This is a genomic window from Kribbella sp. NPDC054772 (assembly GCF_053611945.1).
In genome coordinates this window covers 41,713-61,958 of sequence record NZ_JBSHBJ010000008.1, presented here as the reverse complement: position 1 = coordinate 61,958, position 20,246 = coordinate 41,713, and the positions used below count along the sequence as shown (strand labels likewise).

At 66.8% G+C, this 20,246-nt stretch carries 21 protein-coding genes and 3 tRNA genes; 13 read left to right on the top strand and 11 right to left on the bottom strand.

From position 1 onward, the window contains the following. Positions 1–33: 33 nt before the first annotated feature. Positions 34–2,454, bottom strand: coding sequence for an MFS transporter (locus tag ACWGID_RS15605; RefSeq protein WP_452197150.1), 2,421 nt, complete (start codon positions 2,452–2,454; stop codon positions 34–36). A gap of 287 nt (positions 2,455–2,741) precedes the next feature. Further along, the gene (locus ACWGID_RS15600) at positions 2,742–3,593 is read right to left on the bottom strand and encodes a LysR family transcriptional regulator (RefSeq protein ID WP_452197149.1); all 852 of its coding nucleotides are present in this window, start codon (positions 3,591–3,593) and stop codon (positions 2,742–2,744) included. 88 nt (positions 3,594–3,681) lie between these two features. On the opposite strand from ACWGID_RS15600, the gene ACWGID_RS15595 reads away from it, so the two are divergent. Both ACWGID_RS15595 and ACWGID_RS15590 read left to right on the top strand, forming a co-directional pair. Further along, positions 3,682–4,581, top strand: a complete 900-nt coding sequence (locus ACWGID_RS15595) for a TIGR03564 family F420-dependent LLM class oxidoreductase (protein ID WP_452197148.1) — start codon at positions 3,682–3,684, stop codon at positions 4,579–4,581. A gap of 3 nt (positions 4,582–4,584) precedes the next feature. Beyond that, complete coding sequence (locus ACWGID_RS15590; RefSeq protein ID WP_452197147.1) at positions 4,585–5,691, top strand: serine hydrolase domain-containing protein; 1,107 nt, start codon at positions 4,585–4,587, stop codon at positions 5,689–5,691. Positions 5,692–5,713: 22 nt separating this feature from the next. On the opposite strand, the gene ACWGID_RS15585 is transcribed toward ACWGID_RS15590, so the two are convergent. Continuing rightward, entirely contained in the window at positions 5,714–5,890 is a 177-nt protein-coding gene (locus ACWGID_RS15585; protein WP_452197146.1) for a hypothetical protein, read from the bottom strand. A 128-nt stretch (positions 5,891–6,018) separates the two neighbouring features. Between ACWGID_RS15585 and ACWGID_RS15580 the strand changes: the two genes are divergently transcribed. After that, entirely contained in the window at positions 6,019–6,510 is a 492-nt protein-coding gene (locus ACWGID_RS15580) for a DNA polymerase ligase N-terminal domain-containing protein (protein WP_452197145.1), read from the top strand. A gap of 30 nt (positions 6,511–6,540) precedes the next feature. Here ACWGID_RS15580 and ACWGID_RS15575 read toward each other — a convergent pair whose 3' ends face one another. Both ACWGID_RS15575 and ACWGID_RS15570 read right to left on the bottom strand, forming a co-directional pair. Further along, positions 6,541–7,188, bottom strand: a complete 648-nt coding sequence (locus ACWGID_RS15575) for a nitroreductase family protein (RefSeq protein WP_452197144.1) — start codon at positions 7,186–7,188, stop codon at positions 6,541–6,543. Between the two features lie 98 nt (positions 7,189–7,286). Further along, the gene (locus tag ACWGID_RS15570) at positions 7,287–7,904 is read right to left on the bottom strand and encodes an L-threonylcarbamoyladenylate synthase (protein WP_452197143.1); all 618 of its coding nucleotides are present in this window, start codon (positions 7,902–7,904) and stop codon (positions 7,287–7,289) included. Between the two features lie 488 nt (positions 7,905–8,392). Here ACWGID_RS15570 and ACWGID_RS15565 point away from each other — a divergent pair, with 488 nt between their 5' ends. Further along, complete coding sequence (locus tag ACWGID_RS15565; RefSeq protein ID WP_452197142.1) at positions 8,393–9,877, top strand: MFS transporter; 1,485 nt, start codon at positions 8,393–8,395, stop codon at positions 9,875–9,877. Between the two features lie 39 nt (positions 9,878–9,916). Here ACWGID_RS15565 and ACWGID_RS15560 read toward each other — a convergent pair whose 3' ends face one another. Together ACWGID_RS15560 and ACWGID_RS15555 are read right to left on the bottom strand one after the other, a co-directional pair. Next, on the bottom strand, positions 9,917–10,699 hold the full coding sequence (locus ACWGID_RS15560; protein ID WP_452197141.1) for a DNA alkylation repair protein: 783 nt from the start codon (positions 10,697–10,699) through the stop codon (positions 9,917–9,919). Further along, complete coding sequence (locus tag ACWGID_RS15555; RefSeq protein WP_452197140.1) at positions 10,651–11,394, bottom strand: SDR family oxidoreductase; 744 nt, start codon at positions 11,392–11,394, stop codon at positions 10,651–10,653. The genes ACWGID_RS15560 and ACWGID_RS15555 overlap by 49 nt, the downstream gene beginning before the upstream one ends. Positions 11,395–11,624: 230 nt before the next feature. Between ACWGID_RS15555 and ACWGID_RS15550 the strand changes: the two genes are divergently transcribed. Both ACWGID_RS15550 and ACWGID_RS15545 read left to right on the top strand, forming a co-directional pair. After that, entirely contained in the window at positions 11,625–11,975 is a 351-nt protein-coding gene (locus tag ACWGID_RS15550; RefSeq protein WP_452197139.1) for an STAS domain-containing protein, read from the top strand. A gap of 132 nt (positions 11,976–12,107) precedes the next feature. Continuing rightward, positions 12,108–12,836: a polyprenol monophosphomannose synthase gene (locus tag ACWGID_RS15545; protein ID WP_452197138.1), complete on the top strand. Its 729-nt coding sequence runs from the start codon at positions 12,108–12,110 to the stop codon at positions 12,834–12,836. 99 nt (positions 12,837–12,935) lie between these two features. Here ACWGID_RS15545 and ACWGID_RS15540 read toward each other — a convergent pair whose 3' ends face one another. After that, a complete protein-coding gene (locus ACWGID_RS15540; protein ID WP_452197364.1) occupies positions 12,936–13,277 on the bottom strand; it encodes a metallopeptidase family protein in 342 nt (113 codons plus the stop codon). Between the two features lie 93 nt (positions 13,278–13,370). Here ACWGID_RS15540 and ACWGID_RS15535 point away from each other — a divergent pair. From ACWGID_RS15535 to ACWGID_RS15520, 4 genes are all read left to right on the top strand, one after another. After that, a tRNA-Glu gene (locus tag ACWGID_RS15535) sits at positions 13,371–13,443 on the top strand. A gap of 60 nt (positions 13,444–13,503) precedes the next feature. Further along, positions 13,504–13,580, top strand: a tRNA-Asp gene (locus ACWGID_RS15530). Positions 13,581–13,626: 46 nt separating this feature from the next. Further along, positions 13,627–13,699: transfer RNA gene (locus ACWGID_RS15525), tRNA-Phe, on the top strand. 199 nt (positions 13,700–13,898) lie between these two features. Further along, positions 13,899–15,131, top strand: a complete 1,233-nt coding sequence (locus ACWGID_RS15520; RefSeq protein WP_452197137.1) for an AAA family ATPase — start codon at positions 13,899–13,901, stop codon at positions 15,129–15,131. A gap of 406 nt (positions 15,132–15,537) precedes the next feature. Here the strand turns inward: ACWGID_RS15520 and ACWGID_RS15515 are convergent, their stop codons facing one another. The 3 genes from ACWGID_RS15515 to ACWGID_RS15505 form a co-directional block, all read right to left on the bottom strand. Further along, complete coding sequence (locus ACWGID_RS15515) at positions 15,538–16,476, bottom strand: hypothetical protein (protein WP_452197136.1); 939 nt, start codon at positions 16,474–16,476, stop codon at positions 15,538–15,540. Between the two features lie 178 nt (positions 16,477–16,654). Then, the gene (locus ACWGID_RS15510) at positions 16,655–17,392 is read right to left on the bottom strand and encodes a hypothetical protein (RefSeq protein ID WP_452197135.1); all 738 of its coding nucleotides are present in this window, start codon (positions 17,390–17,392) and stop codon (positions 16,655–16,657) included. A 72-nt stretch (positions 17,393–17,464) separates the two neighbouring features. Next, entirely contained in the window at positions 17,465–17,686 is a 222-nt protein-coding gene (locus ACWGID_RS15505) for a hypothetical protein (RefSeq protein ID WP_452197134.1), read from the bottom strand. A gap of 126 nt (positions 17,687–17,812) precedes the next feature. Between ACWGID_RS15505 and ACWGID_RS15500 the strand changes: the two genes are divergently transcribed. The 3 genes from ACWGID_RS15500 (at position 17,813) to ACWGID_RS15490 (ending at position 20,225) form a co-directional block, all read left to right on the top strand. Continuing rightward, positions 17,813–18,493: a site-specific integrase gene (locus tag ACWGID_RS15500; protein WP_452197133.1), complete on the top strand. Its 681-nt coding sequence runs from the start codon at positions 17,813–17,815 to the stop codon at positions 18,491–18,493. Between the two features lie 254 nt (positions 18,494–18,747). After that, positions 18,748–19,707 (top strand): hypothetical protein, encoded by a 960-nt coding sequence (locus ACWGID_RS15495; protein ID WP_452197132.1) that lies wholly within the window; start codon positions 18,748–18,750, stop codon positions 19,705–19,707. Beyond that, the gene (locus ACWGID_RS15490) at positions 19,704–20,225 is read left to right on the top strand and encodes a hypothetical protein (RefSeq protein ID WP_452197131.1); all 522 of its coding nucleotides are present in this window, start codon (positions 19,704–19,706) and stop codon (positions 20,223–20,225) included. Before ACWGID_RS15495 ends, ACWGID_RS15490 begins: the two co-directional genes overlap by 4 nt. Positions 20,226–20,246: the final 21 nt, after the last annotated feature.

Sequence of the window (20,246 nt, the reverse complement as noted above, 5' to 3'; positions counted from 1 at the left end):
CGGACCTTTCGGCACGACTCGGCGGGTGGTGGGTCAGCCGAAGGGTTGGCGGGTGGTGGCGTCCTCGGGGTAGCCGTTGCCCGCGGTGGGCGTCTGCGCGGTCGTCGGTGCGGTCGTCGGGGCGGCTGGAGGGCGCGGGGTTTCGGAGAGGCCGTCGCGGACGGTGCCGAGGAGGCGGCGTTCCACCGCCTGGAGTTCGGTGATGCGGGCGCGGAGTTCCTCCTCCTCGGCGCGGGCCTCGGCGAGGAGCTTGTCCGCCTCGGTCTGCGCGGCGCTGCGCAGACGGTCGGCCTCACCACGAGCACTGTCGCGAAGTTGCTCGGCCTCGGTGCGGGCAGTACCTCGCAGTTCCTCGGCGTCGGACCGCGCGGTCTCGCGGAGGTGGTCGGCTGTTCGCTGGCTCGCGCTGAGGACGCTCAGTTCGTACCTGCGTAGTTCGTCGACCAGTTCACCCGCGGGGCGCTGAGCGTCGAGGATCGCCGCGGCGGGCTGCGGGATCTCGCTGTCCGGGAGCGTGTTCTCCAGCTCCGCGATCTGCTGGTCCACGCGTGTGAACAGGTCCGCGACATCGGTACGCATCTGGCGGATCGTGGTCGCCGCCGCCTGGACCCGCTCGCTCGCCTCACGTTCCCGCTCGCGCGCGGTCCGCTCGGCCGACGTGATCACATCCAGCGCCACCACAGCCGCACGCTCAGCCGGATCATCGGACACCGTCTCCCGCGCCCCCGCCACAGCACCATCAACACCGCCAGCTGAACCGTCGGCAGCGCCCCCCGCGCCCATCGCGACGGTCTGGCGCAGCGGCACCTCACGAATCAACAGCACCGCCAGCAGACTGACCACGGCCGCCCCGGCCGCGATCACGAAGATCCGTCCGGTGGCGTCGCCGTACGCGTGCCGCACGATCTCCGCGACCGGCGCCGGCAGCGAGTTCACGTCCAGGACGCTCCCCGACCCATCCTGCGCAGCGGCAGCCGCGCCCGGGCCGAGGTCGCGCAGGTGCTCGGTGATCAGGTCCTTCACCCGCGTCGCCAGCACCGCACCGAGAACCGACACACCAACCGCGCCACCGAGGCTGCGGAAGAACGTGACGGTCGCGCTCGCCGCCCCGACCTCGCTGACGTCGACGGTGTTCTGTACCGCGAGCACCAGGTTCTGCATCGTCATGCCCATCCCGATGCCCATCCCGAGCATCCCGAGGCCGACGTACCAGTACGGCGACTCGTGGTCGATCGTCCCGAGGACGCCGAGCCCCGCGGTGAGGAACAGCCCACCGATCACCAGGTACCGCTTCCACTTCCCGAACCGCGTGATCAGCTGACCCGACCCCACCGACCCGAGGAACGAGCCGAACATCATCGGGATGGTCAGCAACCCGGCCTCGGTCGCGCTGTACCCGCGGGCGACCTGGAAGTACTGCCCGAGGAACACCGCGCTGCCGAACATCGCGATCCCCACCGAGAGGCTCGCGAGGATCGCCAGCGCGGTCGTCCGCTCGCGTACGACGCGTACCGGTACGAGCGGCTCGGTGGCGTGTACCTCGACCACCACGGCCAGGATCGCGAGCAGCGCCGTACCGCCGAGGTAGGCGCCGGTCTGCCACGACCACCACGCGAAGTGGTCGCCGGCGAACGACACCCAGATCAGCGGCAGGCTCGCGGCGCCGGCGATCAGCACCGCGCCGAGGTAGTCCATCTTGACCTTGCGCTTGACCACCGGCAGGTGCAGGAACTTCTGCAGGACGATCAGCGACAGTACGGCGAGCGGCACGCACACGTAGAAGCACCAGCGCCAGCCGAGCCAGTCGGTGTCGACGATCACGCCACCGACGAGCGGACCGGACACGGTAGCGAGCGCCATCACGGCACCCATGTAGCCGGAGTACCGGCCGCGGCTGCGGGGCGGGATCGCCGCGCCGATGATCGCCTGGGCGAGCGCCATCAACCCGCCCATCCCGAGCCCCTGCAGGACCCGGGCGCCGATCAGGAACGGCACGTTCTGGGAGGCGCCGGCGAGCATCGAGCCGACCACGAACATGATGATCGCGAGCTGCACGAGCAGTTTCTTGCTGAGCAGGTCGGACAGCTTGCCCCAGACCGGGGTGGCCACGGTCATCGCGAGCAGGCTGGCGGTGACCACCCAGGTGTACTGCGTCTGCGAGCCCTCGAGGTCGGCGATGATCGTCGGGAGCGCGTTGCTGACGATCGTCGAGCTCAGCACTGCGGTGAACAGCGCGGCGAGCAGGCCGGCGAGGATCTCCAGGATCTCCCGGTGCGAGAGCTCCGGTCCGCCGGCCGTCGGCCCGGACTGCGACGGCGTGGACTGCGGTGGTCCGGACGGCGGCGGTCCGGCCGGTGCGGTTTCCGGTTCGCCGTCGGCGTACCGCGAGCGGTAGCGGTGCGGCGTGGCATTGCCGGCAGGGGGCATGGCCGGCGAGGTCTGGGTGGCAGACATCAGCTTCCGTTTCGTACGGCGGGATCGCTCCAACCAGACGCGGTGGGTGCACTGCGTCTGGGGACGGAAACGGCCGACTGGTGCCTCACTCAGCCCGATATTTGGTTGCAACTACCAACAATAATGCCGCAGCGTCAGCGACCGCTCACCGGGCGGCGTCAAACGTTCGTACTGCGAATTATGAGACGAGCCCTCCTCGGAACGCGATTTCCGCACTACGATCCGGTGCTTGTTGAGTACTCAACACATCGCCCCCGGCGGAGCTGTCAGGGCCCGCCGGGGGTCTCTCAGGCGAACGCGGCGGTCAGGACGTCGACACACTCGACTGTCGGCGCCGTACCGACCACCAACTGCCCCGGGGCGCTCAGCGGCGGCGCGAACGGGCCCATCCAGAGCGCACCCTCCGCGGGCTCGCAGGATGTCCCGTAGACCACGGTCCAGGCCGGCGACCCGGTCGACATCTCGACGACCGCGGCCTCCAGATCGTCCACCGGCCGGCCGATCACCGGCTCGAACCCGGCGGCCCGGCACGCGGCCGTCAGGTGGTCCCGCAGCCACGGATCGGGCGGCAGCCGCAACGGCAAAGCCGCCAGGTCGATCAGCTTGACGCCGTCGTCGGCCCGGTACGACGACGGGACGAGGACCGACAGCGGGTCCCGCCAGAGTTCGATCACCCGCAGGTCGGCGGCCGCCACCTCGCCCCGGACGAAGGCCACGTCCAACTCACCGGCCCGCAGCGCCGCGAGGTAACCGCCGGCAGGTCCGGACGTCAGCTGGATGTCGAGATCCGGCGTCTCCTCCACCAGCCGCGCCAGCCCGCGCTCCAGCCGGTCCCGCAACCCGGGCGCGGTCCCGATCCGCAGTACGCCGGAGCGCCCGGACGCGAGCTCCGCGGCGACCTCGGCGGCCCGGTCCGCGGCGGCGAGCACCCTGCGCGCCTCCCGCAGCATGCGTTCGCCGTCCCCGGTCAGCCGGACGTGGCGGGACGAGCGGTCGAGCAGTTTCAGACCGAGTTCCCGTTCGAGGCGGGCGACCTGCTGGGAGACGGCCGGCTGGACGATGTTCAGTCGCTCGGCGGCCCGGCCGAAATGCAGTTCCTCGGCGACGGTGACGAAGTACCGCAGTTGCCGCAGCTCCATTGGCCACCTCCGGCGATCACGATTCCTTATCGCTGCACAGCGTAACTGCGTCTGGGTCAGCGGCCGCCGTCCCCGTTGACTGGTGGACATGAGGATCGGACTGTGGATCAACGAAGAGGGCCTGGCCGTCGACGAGGTCGGCGCGCTGGCGAAGGCCGCCGAGGACAACGGCGTCAACCGGGTCTGGTTCAGCCAGCGCCTCGGCTGGGACGCGCTGACGCTGATCGCCGGAGTGGCGCCGTACACCTCGACCATCGAGTACGGCGTCGGCGTCGTGCCGGCGTACGGGCGGCACCCGATGGCCCTCGCAGCGCAGGCGCTGAGCGTGCAGGCCCTGACCGGCAACCGCCTGACGCTCGGCGTCGGCGCGAGTCACCCGCACATGGTCGAAGGCATGCTCGGCCTGTCGATGGACCGCCCCGCGGCGTACATCCGCGAGTACGTCGAGGCGCTCGGCCCGCTGCTCGCCGGCGAGCCCACCGACTACCAGGGCGAACGCCTCACCGCCCGCGGCCAGCTGGAGATCACCGGCGCCGAGGCACCCGAACTCATCCTGGCCGCGCTCGGCCCGCGGATGCTCACGACGGCCGGCGAGCTGACCGCCGGTACGACGACCAGCTGGGCCGGGCCCGAGGTCATCGAGAGCTTCATCCGTCCCACGATGGACCGGGCAGCGACCGCCGCGGGACGGCCGGAGCCGCAGGTCGTGGCCGGCGTCTGCGTCGCGGTCACCGACGACCCGGACGGGACGCGCGAGTGGATCCGGTCCAACTTCGGAGCCGCCGGGAGCATGCCGGCGTACCGGGCCGTGCTGGACCGTGGCGGCAAAGCCGGTCCTGAGGAGACCGCGGTCCTGGGTGACGAGGCGACGGTGGCGAAGGAGATCCAGCGATTCGCGGACGCCGGTACGACAGAGTTCCTGTTCTGCCCGGTCGGGCCGGAGGCGGAGCGGGAGCGGACGATCCGGTTCGCGCTCGACTATGCATAGGGCATGTCAAAGGGCCCGGAGTCGCTCCGACGTACCGGTATGGAGCTTCAGGACGTAGTGCAGCGGCAGATCGACGAACTGGCGGAGACCGAGCTCGGTCTGCAGGTGGCCGTGTACCGCCACGGTGAGCTGGTCGTGGACGCGGTCGCGTGCGACGGGGTGACATCGGAGACGTTGTACTGGGCCGCGTCCACCGGAAAGGGTGCGTCCGCAACGGTCGCGAACGTCCTGGTGGATCGCGGCGTGCTCGACTACGACCAGCCGATCGTGGAGCTCTGGCCGGAGTTCGGCACTCAGGGGAAGAGTAAGGCGACCCTGCGGCACGTGCTGACCCATTCGGTCGGCCTGCCCGCGCTCCCGGCCGACACCACGCCGGAGCTGCTCGCCGACAAGCCGCGCATCACGACGTACCTCGCGGCGGCCGAGCCGTGGTGGGAGCCCGGGACCAAGATGACGTACCACGCGGAGACGGTCGGCCTGCTGCTCGGTGAGATCGTCCAGCGGGCCACCGGCCGGACGATTTCCGCCGTACTGCGGGAGATTGTGGAACCGCTCGGGATCGCAGACGACGTGTTTTTCGCGCTGCCCGAGAACCAGCGTCACCGGCTTGCGAAACTGGTGGAGCCGGAGGGCTCCGAGGAGACGTTCGCGATGCTGGCCGACATGTTCGCGAAGGTCGTCCCGCCGGCGATGCAGCCCCGGGCCGCCGCGCTGAACCACCCGGAACGGCTGGCGATCGAGGACCCGTCCAGCGGCATCCTGACCGCCCGCGGCATCGCCAAGCTGTACGCCGGTCTGATCGGCGAGGTGGACGGGGTTCGACTGGTCCGGCCGGAGTCGGTTCCGGTAATCACCGGTCCGGCGCTGGTCGCACCGGACGAACTGCTCGGCAACGAGGCAACGTTGGCGCTCGGCTACGCGATCGGTCGGCTCGGATCGACGGCGGAGGAGAGCCCGGCGTCGTTCGGATGGCCGGGCATGGGCGGCAGCGTCGCCTGGGCGGACACCCGCGCAGGCGTCACGTTCGCGCTGACCAGGACGCTGTTCGATCCGTCCGGCTCGGCGTCGGCGATCGAGATCGGCAACCTGGTTGCGAAAGCTCTTTGCTGAAATCCCTTACCTGTAAGGGATTTCAGCTTTCACGGACGGCACTCTGGTCGACCCAGACGAGATGGCCGTGGTGACTGACGAGAACCTCGTCGGTCCCGGCCGTCCCGGTCCGGCGACCCAGCTCCTGGCCGGCGATCCAGCGGCCGCCGATCAGGATCTGAACCGCGATCGGCCGCGCCGGAGAAGTGGCTACGGGCATGGCACCTGCTTCTGGACAGGGGCGGATGTGATGGGAAAGTAGTGGGGGCTGATTTCTCAACCAGGGGAAAGCCTACAACCGCAAGATGACAGATCGTTAACGGTAACTCGAATTCCTCAGGGAGCCCCGTGAGCAGGCCGATCTTCGTGGTGCAGCTGCATGACGCTCGGCGGCGGCATTACGACGTACGGCTCGAGGTGGACGGGGTCTTGAAGTCCTGGGCAGTGCCGCGCGGCCCGTCGCTGGACCCGATCGTGAAGCGGCTGGCGGTGTTCACCTCCGACCACGATCTGGAGTACGCGTCGTACGAGGGCGTGCACCGCGACGCGCAGTACGGCAGCGGTGCGGTGATCGTCTGGGACGCCGGCGTCTACACGAATCTCACCCGCGACGACCGGCAGCAGCCGGTCGACCCGGCCGAGGCGATCGAGCGCGGGCACCTGAAGGTGCAATTGCACGGCGTGAAACTCAACGGCGCCTGGGCCTTCACCCGCACCGGCGGCGACTGGCTGCTGGTCAAGGTGAAGGACGACGACGCCGACCCAGGTCTCGACCTGACCGTCGCCGAGCCCCGCTCGGTGCTCAGCGGGCTCACCATCGAGGAGATGGCCGCTTCCTGAACTGTGCGGCCTGATCCCGGCGGTGCTGGATCACCAGCCGTCGATGTGCAGGACGTCGTCCAGCGGCTGCCGCTTCGCGGGCTTGAAGTCGGTCCCGATCGAGTACGCCGTCGGGATCAGCACCGTCTGACGGATGTCCTCCGGCAGCCCGAGCAGCTCCGACACCTCCTGCTCGTAGGTCAGGTGCAGCGTCGTCCACGCCGTACCGAGGCCGCGGGCGCGCGCGGCGAGCATGTAGCTCCAGGCCGACGGGAGGATCGAGCCCCACAGGCCGGACTGATTGCCGGCGGGCAACGACTTGGCCTTGAGGCACGGGATGACCAGCACCGGGACCTGACCCATCCGCTCGCCCAGGTACGCGACACTGTCGCCGACCCGGCGCTGGACGGCTGAGCGATCGGGGTCGTCAGCGTGCAGCTTCCCGGCCGCGCCCGGACCGGCGAGGTACTGCTCGACCGCACGCCGGTAGTACTCACCGACCGCCGCGCGCTTCTCGGCGTCCGTGATCACCAGCCAGTGCCACGTCTGCCGATTGCTCCCCGACGGCCCCTGCAACGCGATCTCGATGCACTCGCGGATCAGCTCCATCGGCACCGGCCGCTCCAGATCGAGCCGCTTACGAACCGTCCGGGTGGTGGTGAGCAACTCGTCAGGATTCAGGTCGAGTGTGTAGGTCACGCGGACAGTGTCTCAGCAGACACAGCTGGTACATGGATGCAGCCAAGGAAACAGTTCTGAAGCAGATCATCCGTTAGTGGAAGGATATTTCAGGACCGTCACTCGAACGGGGTGGGATCTCCCGAGCCGACGCGGACGACCTCTGGGACGTCGTCGGAGAAGTCGATGACTGTGGTCGGCTCGATGCCGGCCTCGCCCTCGATGACGGCGTCGATCTGGTTGTCGAGTTCTTCCTTGATCTCCCAGCCCTGCGTCATCGGCTCCTCCTGACCGGGCAGCAGCAAAGTGCTGGAGACCAGGGGCTCGCCGAGCTCCGCGACCAGCGCCTGGGTGACCACGTGGTCCGGGATCCGCACGCCGACGGTCTTCTTCTTCGCGTGCAGCAACCGGCGCGGGACTTCCTTGGTGGCCGGCAGGATGAACGTATAACTGCCCGGCGTGGCCGCCTTGATCGACCGGAAGACGGCGTTGCTGATGTGCACGAACTGCCCGAGCTGGGCGAAGTTCTCGCAGACCAGCGTGAAGTGGTGCCGATCGTCCAGGTGCCGGATCGTGCGAATCCGGTCGATCCCGTCCCGGTTCCCCAGCTGGCAGCCGAGCGCGTAGCAGGAGTCGGTCGGGTACGCGATCAGCCCGTCCCCACGGAGCAGGTCCACCACCTGCCCGATCGACCGCCGCTGAGGGTTCTCGGGATGGATGTCGAAATACCTGGCCATGACCGCCGAGCCTATCGCCCGCCGCGGGCGGACCGATCGCGGTCACCGGGCCCGGCGCCCCGGCGATAGTTGCCGCCGGCACCGGTGAGATCAATGACTATCGGACCTGGAATTCTCGAAAAAATAGCGCAGATACCGCCCGGGGATTTCCCGGACACACTCCGGGCCCGCATTCTGCGGTTCCCAGAAATAATTCTGGAATTGCCCCACCCGCGGCATTTCGGGCGTATCGTATGGGCCAGTCGGACCGCGCCGGAACAGGGGAATCGGCCAGGCCCGAAATGGGGGACGGTGACTTCGGGTCAGGACGCAACTGCCCGGGAGTCCCGAGTTCCTCCCGGCCAGGAGTACGGGGGTGGGGGAGCTCCGGAGTCCGGCGGTGCGCCTGCTGGTGGCGGTCGCGCTGGTGCTGGGGTACAGCGCGGCCGTTACCTGGTCCGCTCGCGACACCCTCGTCGGACGCCGACTTCATCTGCCACCCTGACTCCATGAGTGACGAGCGGATCGCGCTGGGCACCGCGCGGGGCCGGTGGGTACTGGCGGCGACGGCGTTGGGCTCGGGGATGGCGTTCCTGGACGGGACCGTCGTGAACGTCGCGTTGCCCGCCATGGGCGAGGACCTGAACGCGAACATGGCCGGCCTGCAGTGGATCGTGAACGGCTACATGCTGATGCTCGCCTCCCTGGTGCTGCTCAGCGGCTCGCTAGGCGACCGGTTCGGCCGGCGGCGGACGTTCGTCATCGGGGCGATCTGGTTCGCGGCGGCCTCGGTGCTCTGCGCGTTCGCCCCGACCCTCGAGGTGATGATCGCGGGACGCATCCTGCAGGGCATCGGTGGCGCCCTGCTGACGCCGGGCAGCCTGGCGATCCTGCAGACGACGTTCCAGCACTCCGACCGCGGCAAGGCGGTCGGTCTCTGGTCCGGCCTCACCTCGGTCGCCGCGGCGGTCGGTCCGTTCGTCGGCGGAACCCTGGTGGACAGCGGCTACTGGCAGCTGATCTTCCTGCTCAACGCACCCCTGGCGCTGGCGACCGTCCTCGTCGCTCTCCGGCATGTACCGGAGACCAAGGACGAGAGCGCGACCGGCAAGCTCGACTTCACCGGCGCAATCCTGGCCACCCTCGGCCTGGCCGGTCTCACCTACGGGCTGATCAGCGCCGGCGACCACGGTTTCGGCGATCCACTGGTCCTGACCAGTCTCGCGATCGGCGTACTCGCCCTGGCCGCGTTCATCGAGGTGGAGCGGCGCAGTTCGCACCCGATGCTGCCCCTGGGCATGTTCTCCAACATCCGCTTCACCGGCGCCAACCTGGTCACGGTCGTCGTGTACGGCGCCCTCGGTACGTCGACGTTCCTCGTCGTCGTCTACCTGCAGACCGGCCTCCATTACTCAGCCCTCTGGGCCGGCGCCGCGCTGCTGCCGATGACCGCGCTGATGCTCGCCCTCTCGGGGTACGCCGGTGGTTTGGCGGACCGCATCGGCCCCCGGATCCCGATGACGATCGGGCCGCTGCTGATGGCCGGCGGGTTCCTGCTGATGCTGCGGATCGGCACCGGCACGAGCTACTTCACCGCCGTACTCCCAGGTGTCGTGCTGCTCGGGCTCGGGCTGGTCGCGACCGTGGCACCGCTGACCGCGACCGTGTTGTCATCGGTCGCAGATCATCACGCCGGGATCGCGTCCGGCGTGAACAACGCGATCGCCCGGTCGGCGCAGTTGATGGCGGTCGCGGCGATCCCGATGGCGGCCGGCATCACCGGTGACACGTACCGCGATCCGGCGGCGTTCCATACCGGGTTCGGGAACGCGCTGGTGATCTCTGCCGTCCTGGCCGCCTTCGGCAGCGTGATCGCGTGGGTCACCCTCGGCGACCGTCCGGGCCGACAGGTCCGGCACGTCGTCACCACCGACATCCACCACCGGCACTGTGCCCTCGAGGCGCCGCCGCTCGCCGACGCCAAACCAAACTGATTTGTCGACATTCTCCGACTTGTTGCTCGGAGCAACCACTCAGCGAATGCGCGGCAGCTTCAGGTAGTGCTGACGAGTCGCTGGGTCCAGGCGTTCGACGGCATACCGGAGCATCGTCCTGGGCATCCGCGGCGCGTACCGGTCGAGGAATCCGCGGAGCTCGTCCTCGGAGACGCGCTTGCCGGCCTCGCGCAACATCCAGCCGGAGGCCTTGTGAATCAGGTCCTCGGGGTCGTCGAGAACCTCGACCGACAGCTTGTAGGTGTCGGCAGTCTGGCCCTGGCCGATCAGGTACTGCGTGGCGACCAGCGCGATCCGGCGTTCCCAGAGTGACGTCGACTTGCTGAGTGTGTAGAGCATGTCCCGCGGCTCATCGAGCAGGTAGCCGCCGACGATCTGCGGAGCACTGCAGTCCACCAGATCCCAGTTGTTGATGTACGCCGTACTGCGCAGATAGAGCTCGTAGATCGCGAGGAGTTCGGCCGGGTTCGCCGTACGGGGTTTGCGGCTCCGGGTCGCTCGGTCGGCCAGCAGGCAGAGGACCGCGAGGCGATGCTCGTGCACCGGGCTGGTCAGCGCCTGCTCGAGGTCGGGCAACGGGAGGTCGGCGCGCAGGTACGGCTTGAGGATGCCGCGGATCGTGGACAGCTTCACGCCGATCATCCGGTCGCCGTGACCGTACCCGCCCGGCTGCAGCTGGAAGTAGCGCGACAGCACCTCGGCCACCGCGGGATCAGCCGCGGCGTCGATGTCGGTGAGCAGGTCCTTCGTGCTCAGACCAGCATCCCTCCGGTCGCGCGCAGGTTCTGGCCGGTCATCCACCGGGCGTCCGGACCGGCCAGGAACGCGACCACGTCGGCGATCTCCGCGGGCTCCCCCATCCGGCCGAGCGCCGTGATCCCGACCAGCGCGTCCTGGATCTCCGGCGGGTTGTGGTCGTGGAACATGTCCGTGTTCGTCGCACCCGGCGAGACCGTGTTCACGGTGATCGCGCGCGGACCGTACTCGCGTGCAGCGACCTTCACGAACTGTTCGAGGGCCGCTTTACCGGCGGCGTACAAGGAGATCCCGGGGCCTGGCATCACCGTGTTGAGGGTGGACAGGGCGATGATCCGGCCGCCGTCGGGCAGCACGCGACCCGCGCGCTGGATGGCGAAGTACGGTCCCTTCACGTTGGTCGCGAACATCTGGTCGTAGTCGTCCACGGTGACGTCGGCGATCGGCTTCACCATCGCCTGGCCCGCATTGCAGACGAAGATGTCCAGCGATCCGGTCGGCTCGGCCGCGCGCTCGAAAAGGTCGTCGATCGCGGACAGATCCGCCTGGTCCGCCTGGACAGCGATCGCCGTACCGCCGGCCGCCTTGACCTCGGCGACCACGTCGGCCGCGGCCGATTCGCTGCTCGCGTAGGTGAAGGTGACGACGGCGCCGTCGGCCGCCAACCGCCGCACGATCGCCGCGCCGATGCCCCGCGAACCTCCGGTGACCAGCGCTGCCTTACCGTCGAGAACGCCCATGCCGCCTTGTCTATCACCGTTCTGGGTCCGTCGTTTGCTTTACTCTGACAGCGCTTACAGCGGCGAGGTCACGCTCCGGGGTCATCCGTGGCGAACCCGTTGTGACGCTGGGGAGTTGAGGCATACGGTGTGAGTACAGGGCAGTTCCATTTCCGCCAGGACCCGCGTTCGTGGCGCTACCCCGGGGGAGAACCCGCGTGACCAGCCACCCAGAGCCGCGGGACGGCGAAATGATCAGAACGACGTTCGACGCGATCATCGAGGAACTGGAACCGGGAGTCCGGCTGGTCCGGTTGTCCGGCGAGATCGACATGGCGAGCACCGAGGACGCGGCGACGACGATCCGCGCCGCCGTCGCACCGCCCGCGCGGCTGGTGCTGATCGACGTCTCCGCGGTCACCTTCTGCAGCTCCGCCGGACTCGGCAACCTGGTCGAGGCACGCAACCTCGCCGGCCGGCACAACATCCCACTCGCCCTGGTCGGCGTCGGCCGCCCGGTCGACCGTCCGCTCAGCGTCACCGGCCTCGGCGGGCAGTTCCGCATCTACGGCACGATCACCGAGGCGCTCGCGGATCTCTGACCGGCACCGACCCCTTCGGGAACTCGGCACACCTACAGATTCGTCGTACCGACATCGGCACCTTGCGCTGGCACCTGCACGACCCTCGACCGGCGATGCGATAGCGTCCGGTGTCTCCGACGAAGGAAAGTCATGGGTGAGTTAGCGAAAATCGTGGTCGTCGTACCGACCTACAACGAGCGGGAGAACCTGCCCGTGCTGGCCGGGCTGCTGTCCGACCTGAACCTGCCCGGCCTGGAGCTCCTCGTCGTCGACGACAACTCCCCCGACGGCACGGGCGACGTCGCCGACGAGCTGGCGAAGGAGTCGCCGGAGAAGGTCGGCGTACTGCACCGGACCGTCAAGGACGGCCTCGGCCGCGCGTACATCGCCGGGATCACCCGGGCCCTCGACGAAGGCGCCGACATCGTCATCCAGATGGACGCCGACCTGTCGCACCCCGCCGCGGTGATCCCGACCATGGTCGAGATCCTGCGGACCACCGACGCCGGCGTCGTGATCGGCTCCCGGTACGTGCCCGGCGGCTCCGCCGCGGCCGAGTGGGGCTGGCACCGGCGAGCGCTGTCCGCCTGGGCGAACTTCTACGTGAACGCGATCCTGCGGCTGCACGTCAAGGACGCCACCGCCGGCTTCAAGGCGTGGAAGGCCGACACCCTGCGCTGGATCGACGTCGCGTCGATCGCGAGCAACGGGTACTCGTTCCAGGTCGAGATGAACTACCGGACGGTCAAGCGCGGCGTGAAGATCGCCGAGACCCCGATCCGCTTCGAGGAGCGCACCGAGGGTGTCTCCAAGATGAGCCTGAAGGTGCAGCTCGAGTCGGCACTGATGCCCTGGAAGCTGCTGCTCAACCGGTCCTGAACCGAGGTTTCCGCGGTACGGCAGAGGCGTCCGCCGTACCGCGGATTTCGCCTGCCCGGGTTGCGCCTGGTCGGGGTCCGCTGTGCCGACCTCTCCGGCCTATCCGTAGCCGAGTTCGTGCAGGCGGGCGTCGTCGATGCCGAAGTGGTGCGCGATCTCGTGCACGACCGTGATGTTCACCTCATCGACGACGTCGTCGACGGTCTCACAGATCTTCAGGGTCGGGTTCCGGTAGATCGTGATCCGGTCCGGGAGCACGCCGCCGTAGTAGTGCCCGCGCTCGGTCAGCGGGATGCCCTCGTAGATCCCGAGCAGCTCCGGCTCCCCCGCCGGCGACTCGTCCTCGACGAACACCGCCACGTTGTCGATCAGCGCCGCGAGCTCCTCCGGCACGTCGTCCAGCGCCTGCGCGACCAGCTCCTCGAAGGCGCTCCGGCTCATCTCGATCACCCCGCCAGTATCTCGTTTTGGAAGCTGGCGCGGTCTCCTCTATGCTTACGGCTGTCCCTGGAGCTTCGGCTCCCGCGGGTCCGAGTCCCCATCGTCTAGTGGCCTAGGACGCTGCCCTTTCAAGGCGGTAACGCGGGTTCGAATCCCGTTGGGGATACGGCCGAAAGGCCGGTGCAAGAAGAGGCTCGAAGATGCTGTAGGATCATCGAGTCATTGAGGCCCAGTGGCGCAGTTGGTTAGCGTGCCGCCCTGTCACGGCGGAGGTCGCGGGTTCGAGTCCCGTCTGGGTCGCCAGGAGAAGGGGGCGGTGTGAAAAACCCCGCCGCCGAATTTTCTCCCCGGTCAGGTAGCTCAGCTGGTAGAGCGTCCGCCTGAAAAGCGGAAGGTCGGCGGTTCGAGACCGCCCCTGACCACCCTTCTTAAGCGTGAATCGGCCCCATCTTGGCCACCCGCTAGTCTCCGTGAATCCCTCTGAACGACCATCCGTAGTTGCACGGATGTTGCACGCCCACATGCACGTCCAGCTGGTGCGGGGCGAGCTAGCATGGGTCGGCCTCCAGGCGAACTGCTGGAGATCCGTTATTGGTGCTTCAGGTAGGTAAGGACGCGGGTATGGCACAGCGCGCACCAGAGGACGTGTTCACCCCCAAGACGATCGTGTCGCGGGAGATGTTCGAGCGCCGGAACGAGAGTGACCTCGACGGGAACCCTGGGCTCCAGGACAACCTGCGAGACGCACTCCGGGAGACAGGCGGTCAGGTGATCGTCTACGGAGACACCGGCGTCGGCAAGTCCTCTCTCCTGCGGTACGCGTCCGAGGACGAGCAGATGGCGATGGTGACCGTCGAATGCCTCTCATCGAAGTCTTACGACGACCTGATCGAGGATGCGATCCGCAAGCTCGTCGAGGTCAAGGAGATCAAGCGCACACACTCCAAGGGTGTGCAGGCTGAGGTCGAGGCCAGCGGGACCGTCAAACTGCTCGTGACAATCAAGGGCAAGCTGACCGGTAAGGCCGACCAAGCGCACGAATTCGAGGTCGTCGAGAAGCCGATGCTCGACGTACTGCTTGAGGCGATGGTCAGGACGAAGACCCGGATCGTCGCGCTAGACAACTTCCAGAACATCACGTCCGAAGCCGCGCGGCATCTCGTCGCGCAGACGATGGAGTTCCTGTCCGACCGAGCGGCCTCAACGGGTGACGCCAAGATGGTTGTCATCGGTATCGCTGAAGATGCTCCTTCCCTCATCGGCGGCTCCGGGTCATTTAGACGACGTGTAACAGAGGTCGGCGTACCCCGGATGCCAGACGAGGAGATTCGGGAGGTTCTCGCCCGAGGCTTTCGGCTCTTGGACGTCCCAGTCCCGCCTGCCGTGTTGGACGAACTGGTGTTCTACAGCGATGGATTCCCATTCTTCGCCCATCTCCTCGGTCTGCACCTCAGCCGCTGGGCTCGGCGTGGGGTCGGCGGCATTGGTCCCGACGAGGTTGAACCCGCGCTGAAGCGGGCGGTGCAGGCGATTGACCGCACTTACTCGGAGAAGGTCGACAAGGCGTTCGAGGCGGGTGGCGAGGTCCAACCGCGGAAGGCTCTCTTGAAGATTCTCGCGCAATCTGACAAGCGCGAGTGGCGTAGCGCCGACATCATCGCCGCCTGGGAGGCGGAGCACGGGAAGCGTGACGCGTACCAGTTCCTTCACTCAGCTCTTGGTGCTCTCCTGGACGAGAACTACGGTGCAGTTCTGAAGCGGAAAGGTACGCGGAACCGGTATGTCTACCAGTTCGCCGATCCTCATATGCGCCCGTACCTACGGTTGACGGCGCTGCCCTCAGGGCCCGCCTGAGTTCGTCGCCACACCTGCCCCGTCCCCCTGATAGCTGCCAAACCAGGTCAGCGCGGTGCGGGTCAAGAGTCGGCTTGCCGATCCCGTAGGGACGCGTAGCGCTCTTGACGCGTGCCGGACTGACCGTACGATCGGGCGGCAGGGGGACGGGGCTACCCACGGTCGATCGCCAGCACCAAGCCGATGCCGACGTTCTTGGAAAGGCGAATCTTGGCCGTCTCCGCGCGGGGTGGGCGAGGTTCGGCCGGCAGGCCGCATGGGCTCGCCCACCCGCGCGTGAGGCGCGCCGAAGGCGCGCCCTTGATCCATAAGAGGTCAACCCGGCAGATCGGACACGTCGGACGGTGTTCTCCGCTGAGATGATGCGCAACAGTCGAAAGCACGGGTCGCCGCCAACCGAAGACGCTCATCGTGGTAGCGGCGGAAGTACGTATCCTTCCTCGCCCCAGACGACGTGCCACCCTTCGCCTAGCTCGTCGAGGCGCTGGTTCACCCACGCGACCGGGACCGCGTCGATGCCGGCCTGGATGTAAGGCGCGTCGTCGGCGAACTTATCCAGGTACTCCTGCCGGATCTGGGTCAGGATCTCCAATCTGCGGGTGTACTCGGGGGCATCTGGACCTCGTCCCCCACGGCCGAATCCCCACTTCCAGCTCTCAAACCCGTACCGCTCCGTCGGCCCCCGTGCTCCGCGACCTCCGCGACCGTCTTCACTACCGGTGTCGCCGCCACCGCCACCGATGACTAGGCCGTCGTCACCGACGATCGTTCCGCTGCCGCCATGGCCACCGCTGCCGCCCGTCCCGCCGCGTCCCGCATTGCCTCCGATGATCGTTCCGCGGTTTCCAAGGATGGTGCCGCTCCCGCCGTCGCCGCCCCTGCCACTCGGCTCCTCGTCAATGTTGAGGAACTGAGCACGGATGCGGGCGAATTTTGGCTGATCAAGAATACTGGTCACACTTTCGAGGTGATATAGAGACACGTGGTCCGGCCATAAGGCCTTGAGGATCTCGCGCTCCGCGAGCCGCAATTCCTGGTTCGTGACGAACACGAATGCTTCAGCGTCGTTGCGCTCCCGAGCAGACTCAAGGTCGGAGGCGAACTTCGATTTGATCTCGGCGAATGGCTGCTGTCTCCGCGGAAAGTAGAATCCCGCGATGTGGCGCACACCGTCGCGAATGCAGACAGCGTCCTTACCACCGTCTCTTCCTCCGAGCGGATGGCTCGGGTCGACACGCTCGAACCCTTCGGCCAGCAGAATCTGGACCGCGAGACGTTCAGCTGGTGCTTGTCCCGAGGTCCACTCGAGGAGTCGGTGCCATGTTTCATCCCATCGAGTGCTCACCAGGCCAATCCTGACAGGTAGCGATCGACTCCTACACCCCGAAAACGACATGTTCGCGCGTCGGCACACTCCGCCCGCCGTTGCCGGGCTTCGAATTCGTCGCGGACCAGTTGCCGAACGTGAGGCACGAACACGTTTGCGGATTACAGCCGCACGTCCAGCGTGTTTGGTGCGGTGATTACTGCGCCATGTCCCGGCTCGCTTGGATGAGCTCGCGCGACGTGATGGTCTCGACCCACCAGTACATGTCGGCAGCTCCAGCGGGTCCGGGTCCACCGCACAGAATACGATTCGGCTGCTCGTCTGGACTGGGAAGACGCGGACCCAGCTGATCGGGTGCAGGGACCACCGCTTGAGACCGGTGGTGAGAAGTCGCAGTCAGCCAGTGCCCCGCACCATTGCGGAGTGGCCCGAGACGGGGGTCACCCGTAGACGGCTCACCTAGATTCGCCGGCCAGTACGGGTTGCCGTAGGAGACGACAAGGTCGATGTCCCAGGCACTATTCGGCTTCAAGATAGTCGATAGCCGCCTGCCCGACTGATGTTCTGCGAGGTCGGGAGCTGGACCAGAGATAGCCGCCGACCGGAAGCGCGGCCGCTGTAGGTGCCACGTCCAGCGAATACGAGCGACGCGAAAGGCATCGGCCGCAACCTGCTGACCGTCGAACGCAAAGCCCTTGCGAGGGATTGAGTGCGCCACGAACTGGTCCTCCGACGCAGCAACCGCCCTACGGTCGATCTTGATGTGGAAGCGGTGCTCCTCGAAGAGGTCGTTTGGACCATGGACGGATAGGTGAACGGCGCCAGCGTCACCAAGCGGGTCCAGGTAGAAATCGGTCTCCTTCGTGGTGATCCGCCAGATGTTCCCCAGCGCCGGCGACTGTCCGGCTGTTAAGGCCACCATCATCTGTTCCATCTCAGCTCTCCAGTGAACCTCGCCGCCCCTCAGAGATGACCGCTTCATTGAGGAGTGGCCAGATGCCGCGCTCTACAGGGCCTTGGCGGATTGGCGTCTCGGGGGATGAAATCCTAGCTCGACATCGCTGCTGACACCGAGGATCAGGCAGAGGGCTGCGCGATACTCCTGACAGGGCCACCACACCGCGCCGCGTTCTAGCTTGGCGATGTAGTGGCCTGTGATCGGGTACCGCTTGGCGTTCACGGAGTACAGCAGCTCGACTACCCGGCGGGCGAGTTCGTTGCGGCTCATCGGTCGTCCGGGTGCGCTCCGAGACACCTGCCGCATGCGGGCGGCGGTCAAGAGGTGGTTCGAGTCGAGAACGAGGAGGTGGGCGAACGGTGGGAGGAGACTTGTCGCCGGAACATGCGTTTGCACATGACTGAGTTGCTGGACCTGCCGCTTCGGGCCATCACCCCGCCAGTCGTACGGAAGTGGTACTCCAAAGCGCGACGCGGCACAGGTGGGCGGACCTCGATCGCACAGTCCTACCGGTTCCTGCGCGCCGTGATGAATGCCGCCGTGCGCGACGAGGCAATCGTCAAGAATCCGTGTCAGATCCCCGGTGCCGGCGCTGACAAGGCAACCGAACGACCGATCGCAACACTGGAGCAGGTTGCCCAGCTGATGACAGTCATCACGCCGCGCTATCGAGCGGCGGTCGCGGTGGCGGCTTGGTGCACGCTGCGACGTGGCGAAATCTGTGCCCTTCGCACTGTCGATGTGGATCTCGTTCGGCAAGAAGTGTGGGTCCGCAAGAACTGGGGTGAACTGCTCGAATCCCCGCGCAAGTTCGAGAAGGACCCGAAGACGGAGGCCGGCAAACGAGAGGTGTCGATCCCGCCTCACGTCTGGCCGTTCTTGGTCAGCCATGCGCAGGACTTCGCCGGACCCGAGTTCTTCTTCGTCGGTCGGGACGGACAGCGCATGCGGGGCAATGCGGTCTATAGGCGTTTGTTCGGGCACGGAAGAAGGTCGGGGTCGAGATCACGTTCCATGACCTGCGCCACACCGGCCAGAGCATGGCTGCGGCATCCGGCGCCAACACCGCCGATCTGATGAAACGCGCCGGCCACTCGACCCCGGGCCGCCGCCCAGCGATATATCCATGCGGTCGATGGACGAGACCGCGAGGTTGCCAAGGCACTGAGCGACATCGCATCCAGCGGATCCTCCGTTCAGCTACCTCGCACGATCAAGATCAAGCCGTAACCCGGATTGCCGACACTTTGCCCAGCATTCGACTTCCCGTACCATGCCGGGCACACGGCGTGACGAGGGGGAGGAAGATCATGCCACGGCATTCAGTATTTGTGACCAAGCTTTCGGTGCATCCTCGGAGGAAGCCCGATGACTTGCTCGACGTGTCGGCGTTCAAACCGGGCGACCCACAGAGTGATTTGCTGATGCTCTTTTTCGGGATGCTCGCGGGCGCGCACCCGGATCAGCTCGTGGACCGGACAAGCGAGGTCTACACCGCTGTGAGCAGCGTGGTCCCAGCGGGCCGGACGATCCTGGTCGAGGTCGACGGCGGAAACTTCGGCGCAGAAGGTCTCACGTGGAACGTCGATGACCACAAGGTCGAGCACAAGAGGAACCGCAACATGGCAGCGACAAGTCGTGCACGACTCGTTCTGCTGGTGCCGAAGGGGGAATTGCACGCCCTGATGTTCATCGAACGGATCGGTCGGGAAACACCGGCTCGAAAGCTGCCGGAAGTCTTCGTGCGATCGTTCCGAAAGAAGTATCCGGACCACATCCTAGAGTCAGAATCCGTCGTAGAGTCCGACGCCTGGCTTGAAGGTGCGAAGCTCAACAGCATCACCGGAATCGTGAAGCAATACGGCTGGAGTTCGGATATCGCCGACGTCGGAGTGCCGAAGGTTGTCGGCCGACTGGAGCAGAGGCTCCGCGCAGAGAAGGGCAGCCAACTGCCCATGGCCCTGTTCGAAGGGCTTCGCACTAAGAAGATCAAGCCCGGCAGCCTCCTCAGCTTTGCCGATGGGCAGGAGCCCGACGAGGTTGAAGTCCAGGTGTCGGCAGAGGGGCGCACCAAGACCTTCGTTATCGACAAGGAGAAGACGCCGCGCTACGCACTCGTGATCGCCGAGGCCGAAGACGTCCCACCCGAGGCACCTGACGTACTGCGAGAGTGCCTCCAGATCGCTCCGGAGCTGTTCAAAAACGTCGGAGCCACCTGGCAAACTCAGTGGGACAGCGGTCACTGGTCAGCGGACCAGCTTGCCGCTCGGCTGGAGGTGCCAGACGAATGACCAGCAAGCTCTCGCTGATGCCAGTCGTGACGGAGCATTACCGGACCCTGACGGACGTCCGGACTGGCAAGCCGCGTCGGCGGGACTTCGCTACAGCTCTCGGCATCCCGGCAGTCTTGGGCGTTCTCTGCTGCGCCTTTGGCCTCCGGATGCCGTCTGCTGGCGACTTGATCCAGGGCGTCTCGATCCTCACCGGCCTGTTATTCGCGCTCGTGATCTTCGTTTTTCAACTCAGGATTCAGGTCGGCGCGGACCGAGAGCAGGTCCGGCGAGAGCACGTGCTGGCGCTACTAGATGAGCTGTTCTCGAACGTGCTCTATGCGGTGGTGGCAGGACTCGGAACCACTGTGATCGCACTGGCCGCCGGCATCTCGACAACACCCGACGCGGACGGTAATTCGCCGCCACTCGATCGCTGGTGGACGGCCGCGATCGTGGCGAGTTCTGCGCATCTCGTTCTGACGATCGCCATGTGCCTCAAGAGGACTCGGGCCGCGTATGCAGCCCTGAAGCGATAGTGGCGGTCAGACGTGGGATGT

Bases quoted from the DNA above. Each gene is read 5' to 3' on its own strand.
- ACWGID_RS15605 (WP_452197150.1), bottom strand. From the start codon at position 2,454: ATGTCTGCCACCCAGACCTCGCCGGCCATGCCCCCTGCCGGCAATGCC.
- ACWGID_RS15505 (WP_452197134.1), bottom strand. From the start codon at position 17,686: ATGAGCCGCAACGAACTCGCCCGCCGGGTAGTCGAGCTGCTGTACTCC.
- ACWGID_RS15555 (WP_452197140.1), bottom strand. From the start codon at position 11,394: ATGGGCGTTCTCGACGGTAAGGCAGCGCTGGTCACCGGAGGTTCGCGG.
- ACWGID_RS15540 (WP_452197364.1), bottom strand. From the start codon at position 13,277: ATGAGCCGGAGCGCCTTCGAGGAGCTGGTCGCGCAGGCGCTGGACGAC.
- ACWGID_RS15600 (WP_452197149.1), bottom strand. From the start codon at position 3,593: ATGGAGCTGCGGCAACTGCGGTACTTCGTCACCGTCGCCGAGGAACTG.
- ACWGID_RS15585 (WP_452197146.1), bottom strand. From the start codon at position 5,890: ATGCCCGTAGCCACTTCTCCGGCGCGGCCGATCGCGGTTCAGATCCTG.
- ACWGID_RS15595 (WP_452197148.1), top strand. From the start codon at position 3,682: ATGAGGATCGGACTGTGGATCAACGAAGAGGGCCTGGCCGTCGACGAG.
- ACWGID_RS15520 (WP_452197137.1), top strand. From the start codon at position 13,899: ATGGCACAGCGCGCACCAGAGGACGTGTTCACCCCCAAGACGATCGTG.
- ACWGID_RS15565 (WP_452197142.1), top strand. From the start codon at position 8,393: ATGAGTGACGAGCGGATCGCGCTGGGCACCGCGCGGGGCCGGTGGGTA.
- ACWGID_RS15500 (WP_452197133.1), top strand. From the start codon at position 17,813: ATGACTGAGTTGCTGGACCTGCCGCTTCGGGCCATCACCCCGCCAGTC.
- ACWGID_RS15490 (WP_452197131.1), top strand. From the start codon at position 19,704: ATGACCAGCAAGCTCTCGCTGATGCCAGTCGTGACGGAGCATTACCGG.
- ACWGID_RS15590 (WP_452197147.1), top strand. From the start codon at position 4,585: ATGTCAAAGGGCCCGGAGTCGCTCCGACGTACCGGTATGGAGCTTCAG.
- ACWGID_RS15550 (WP_452197139.1), top strand. From the start codon at position 11,625: ATGATCAGAACGACGTTCGACGCGATCATCGAGGAACTGGAACCGGGA.
- ACWGID_RS15545 (WP_452197138.1), top strand. From the start codon at position 12,108: ATGGGTGAGTTAGCGAAAATCGTGGTCGTCGTACCGACCTACAACGAG.
- ACWGID_RS15510 (WP_452197135.1), bottom strand. From the start codon at position 17,392: ATGGAACAGATGATGGTGGCCTTAACAGCCGGACAGTCGCCGGCGCTG.
- ACWGID_RS15570 (WP_452197143.1), bottom strand. From the start codon at position 7,904: ATGGCCAGGTATTTCGACATCCATCCCGAGAACCCTCAGCGGCGGTCG.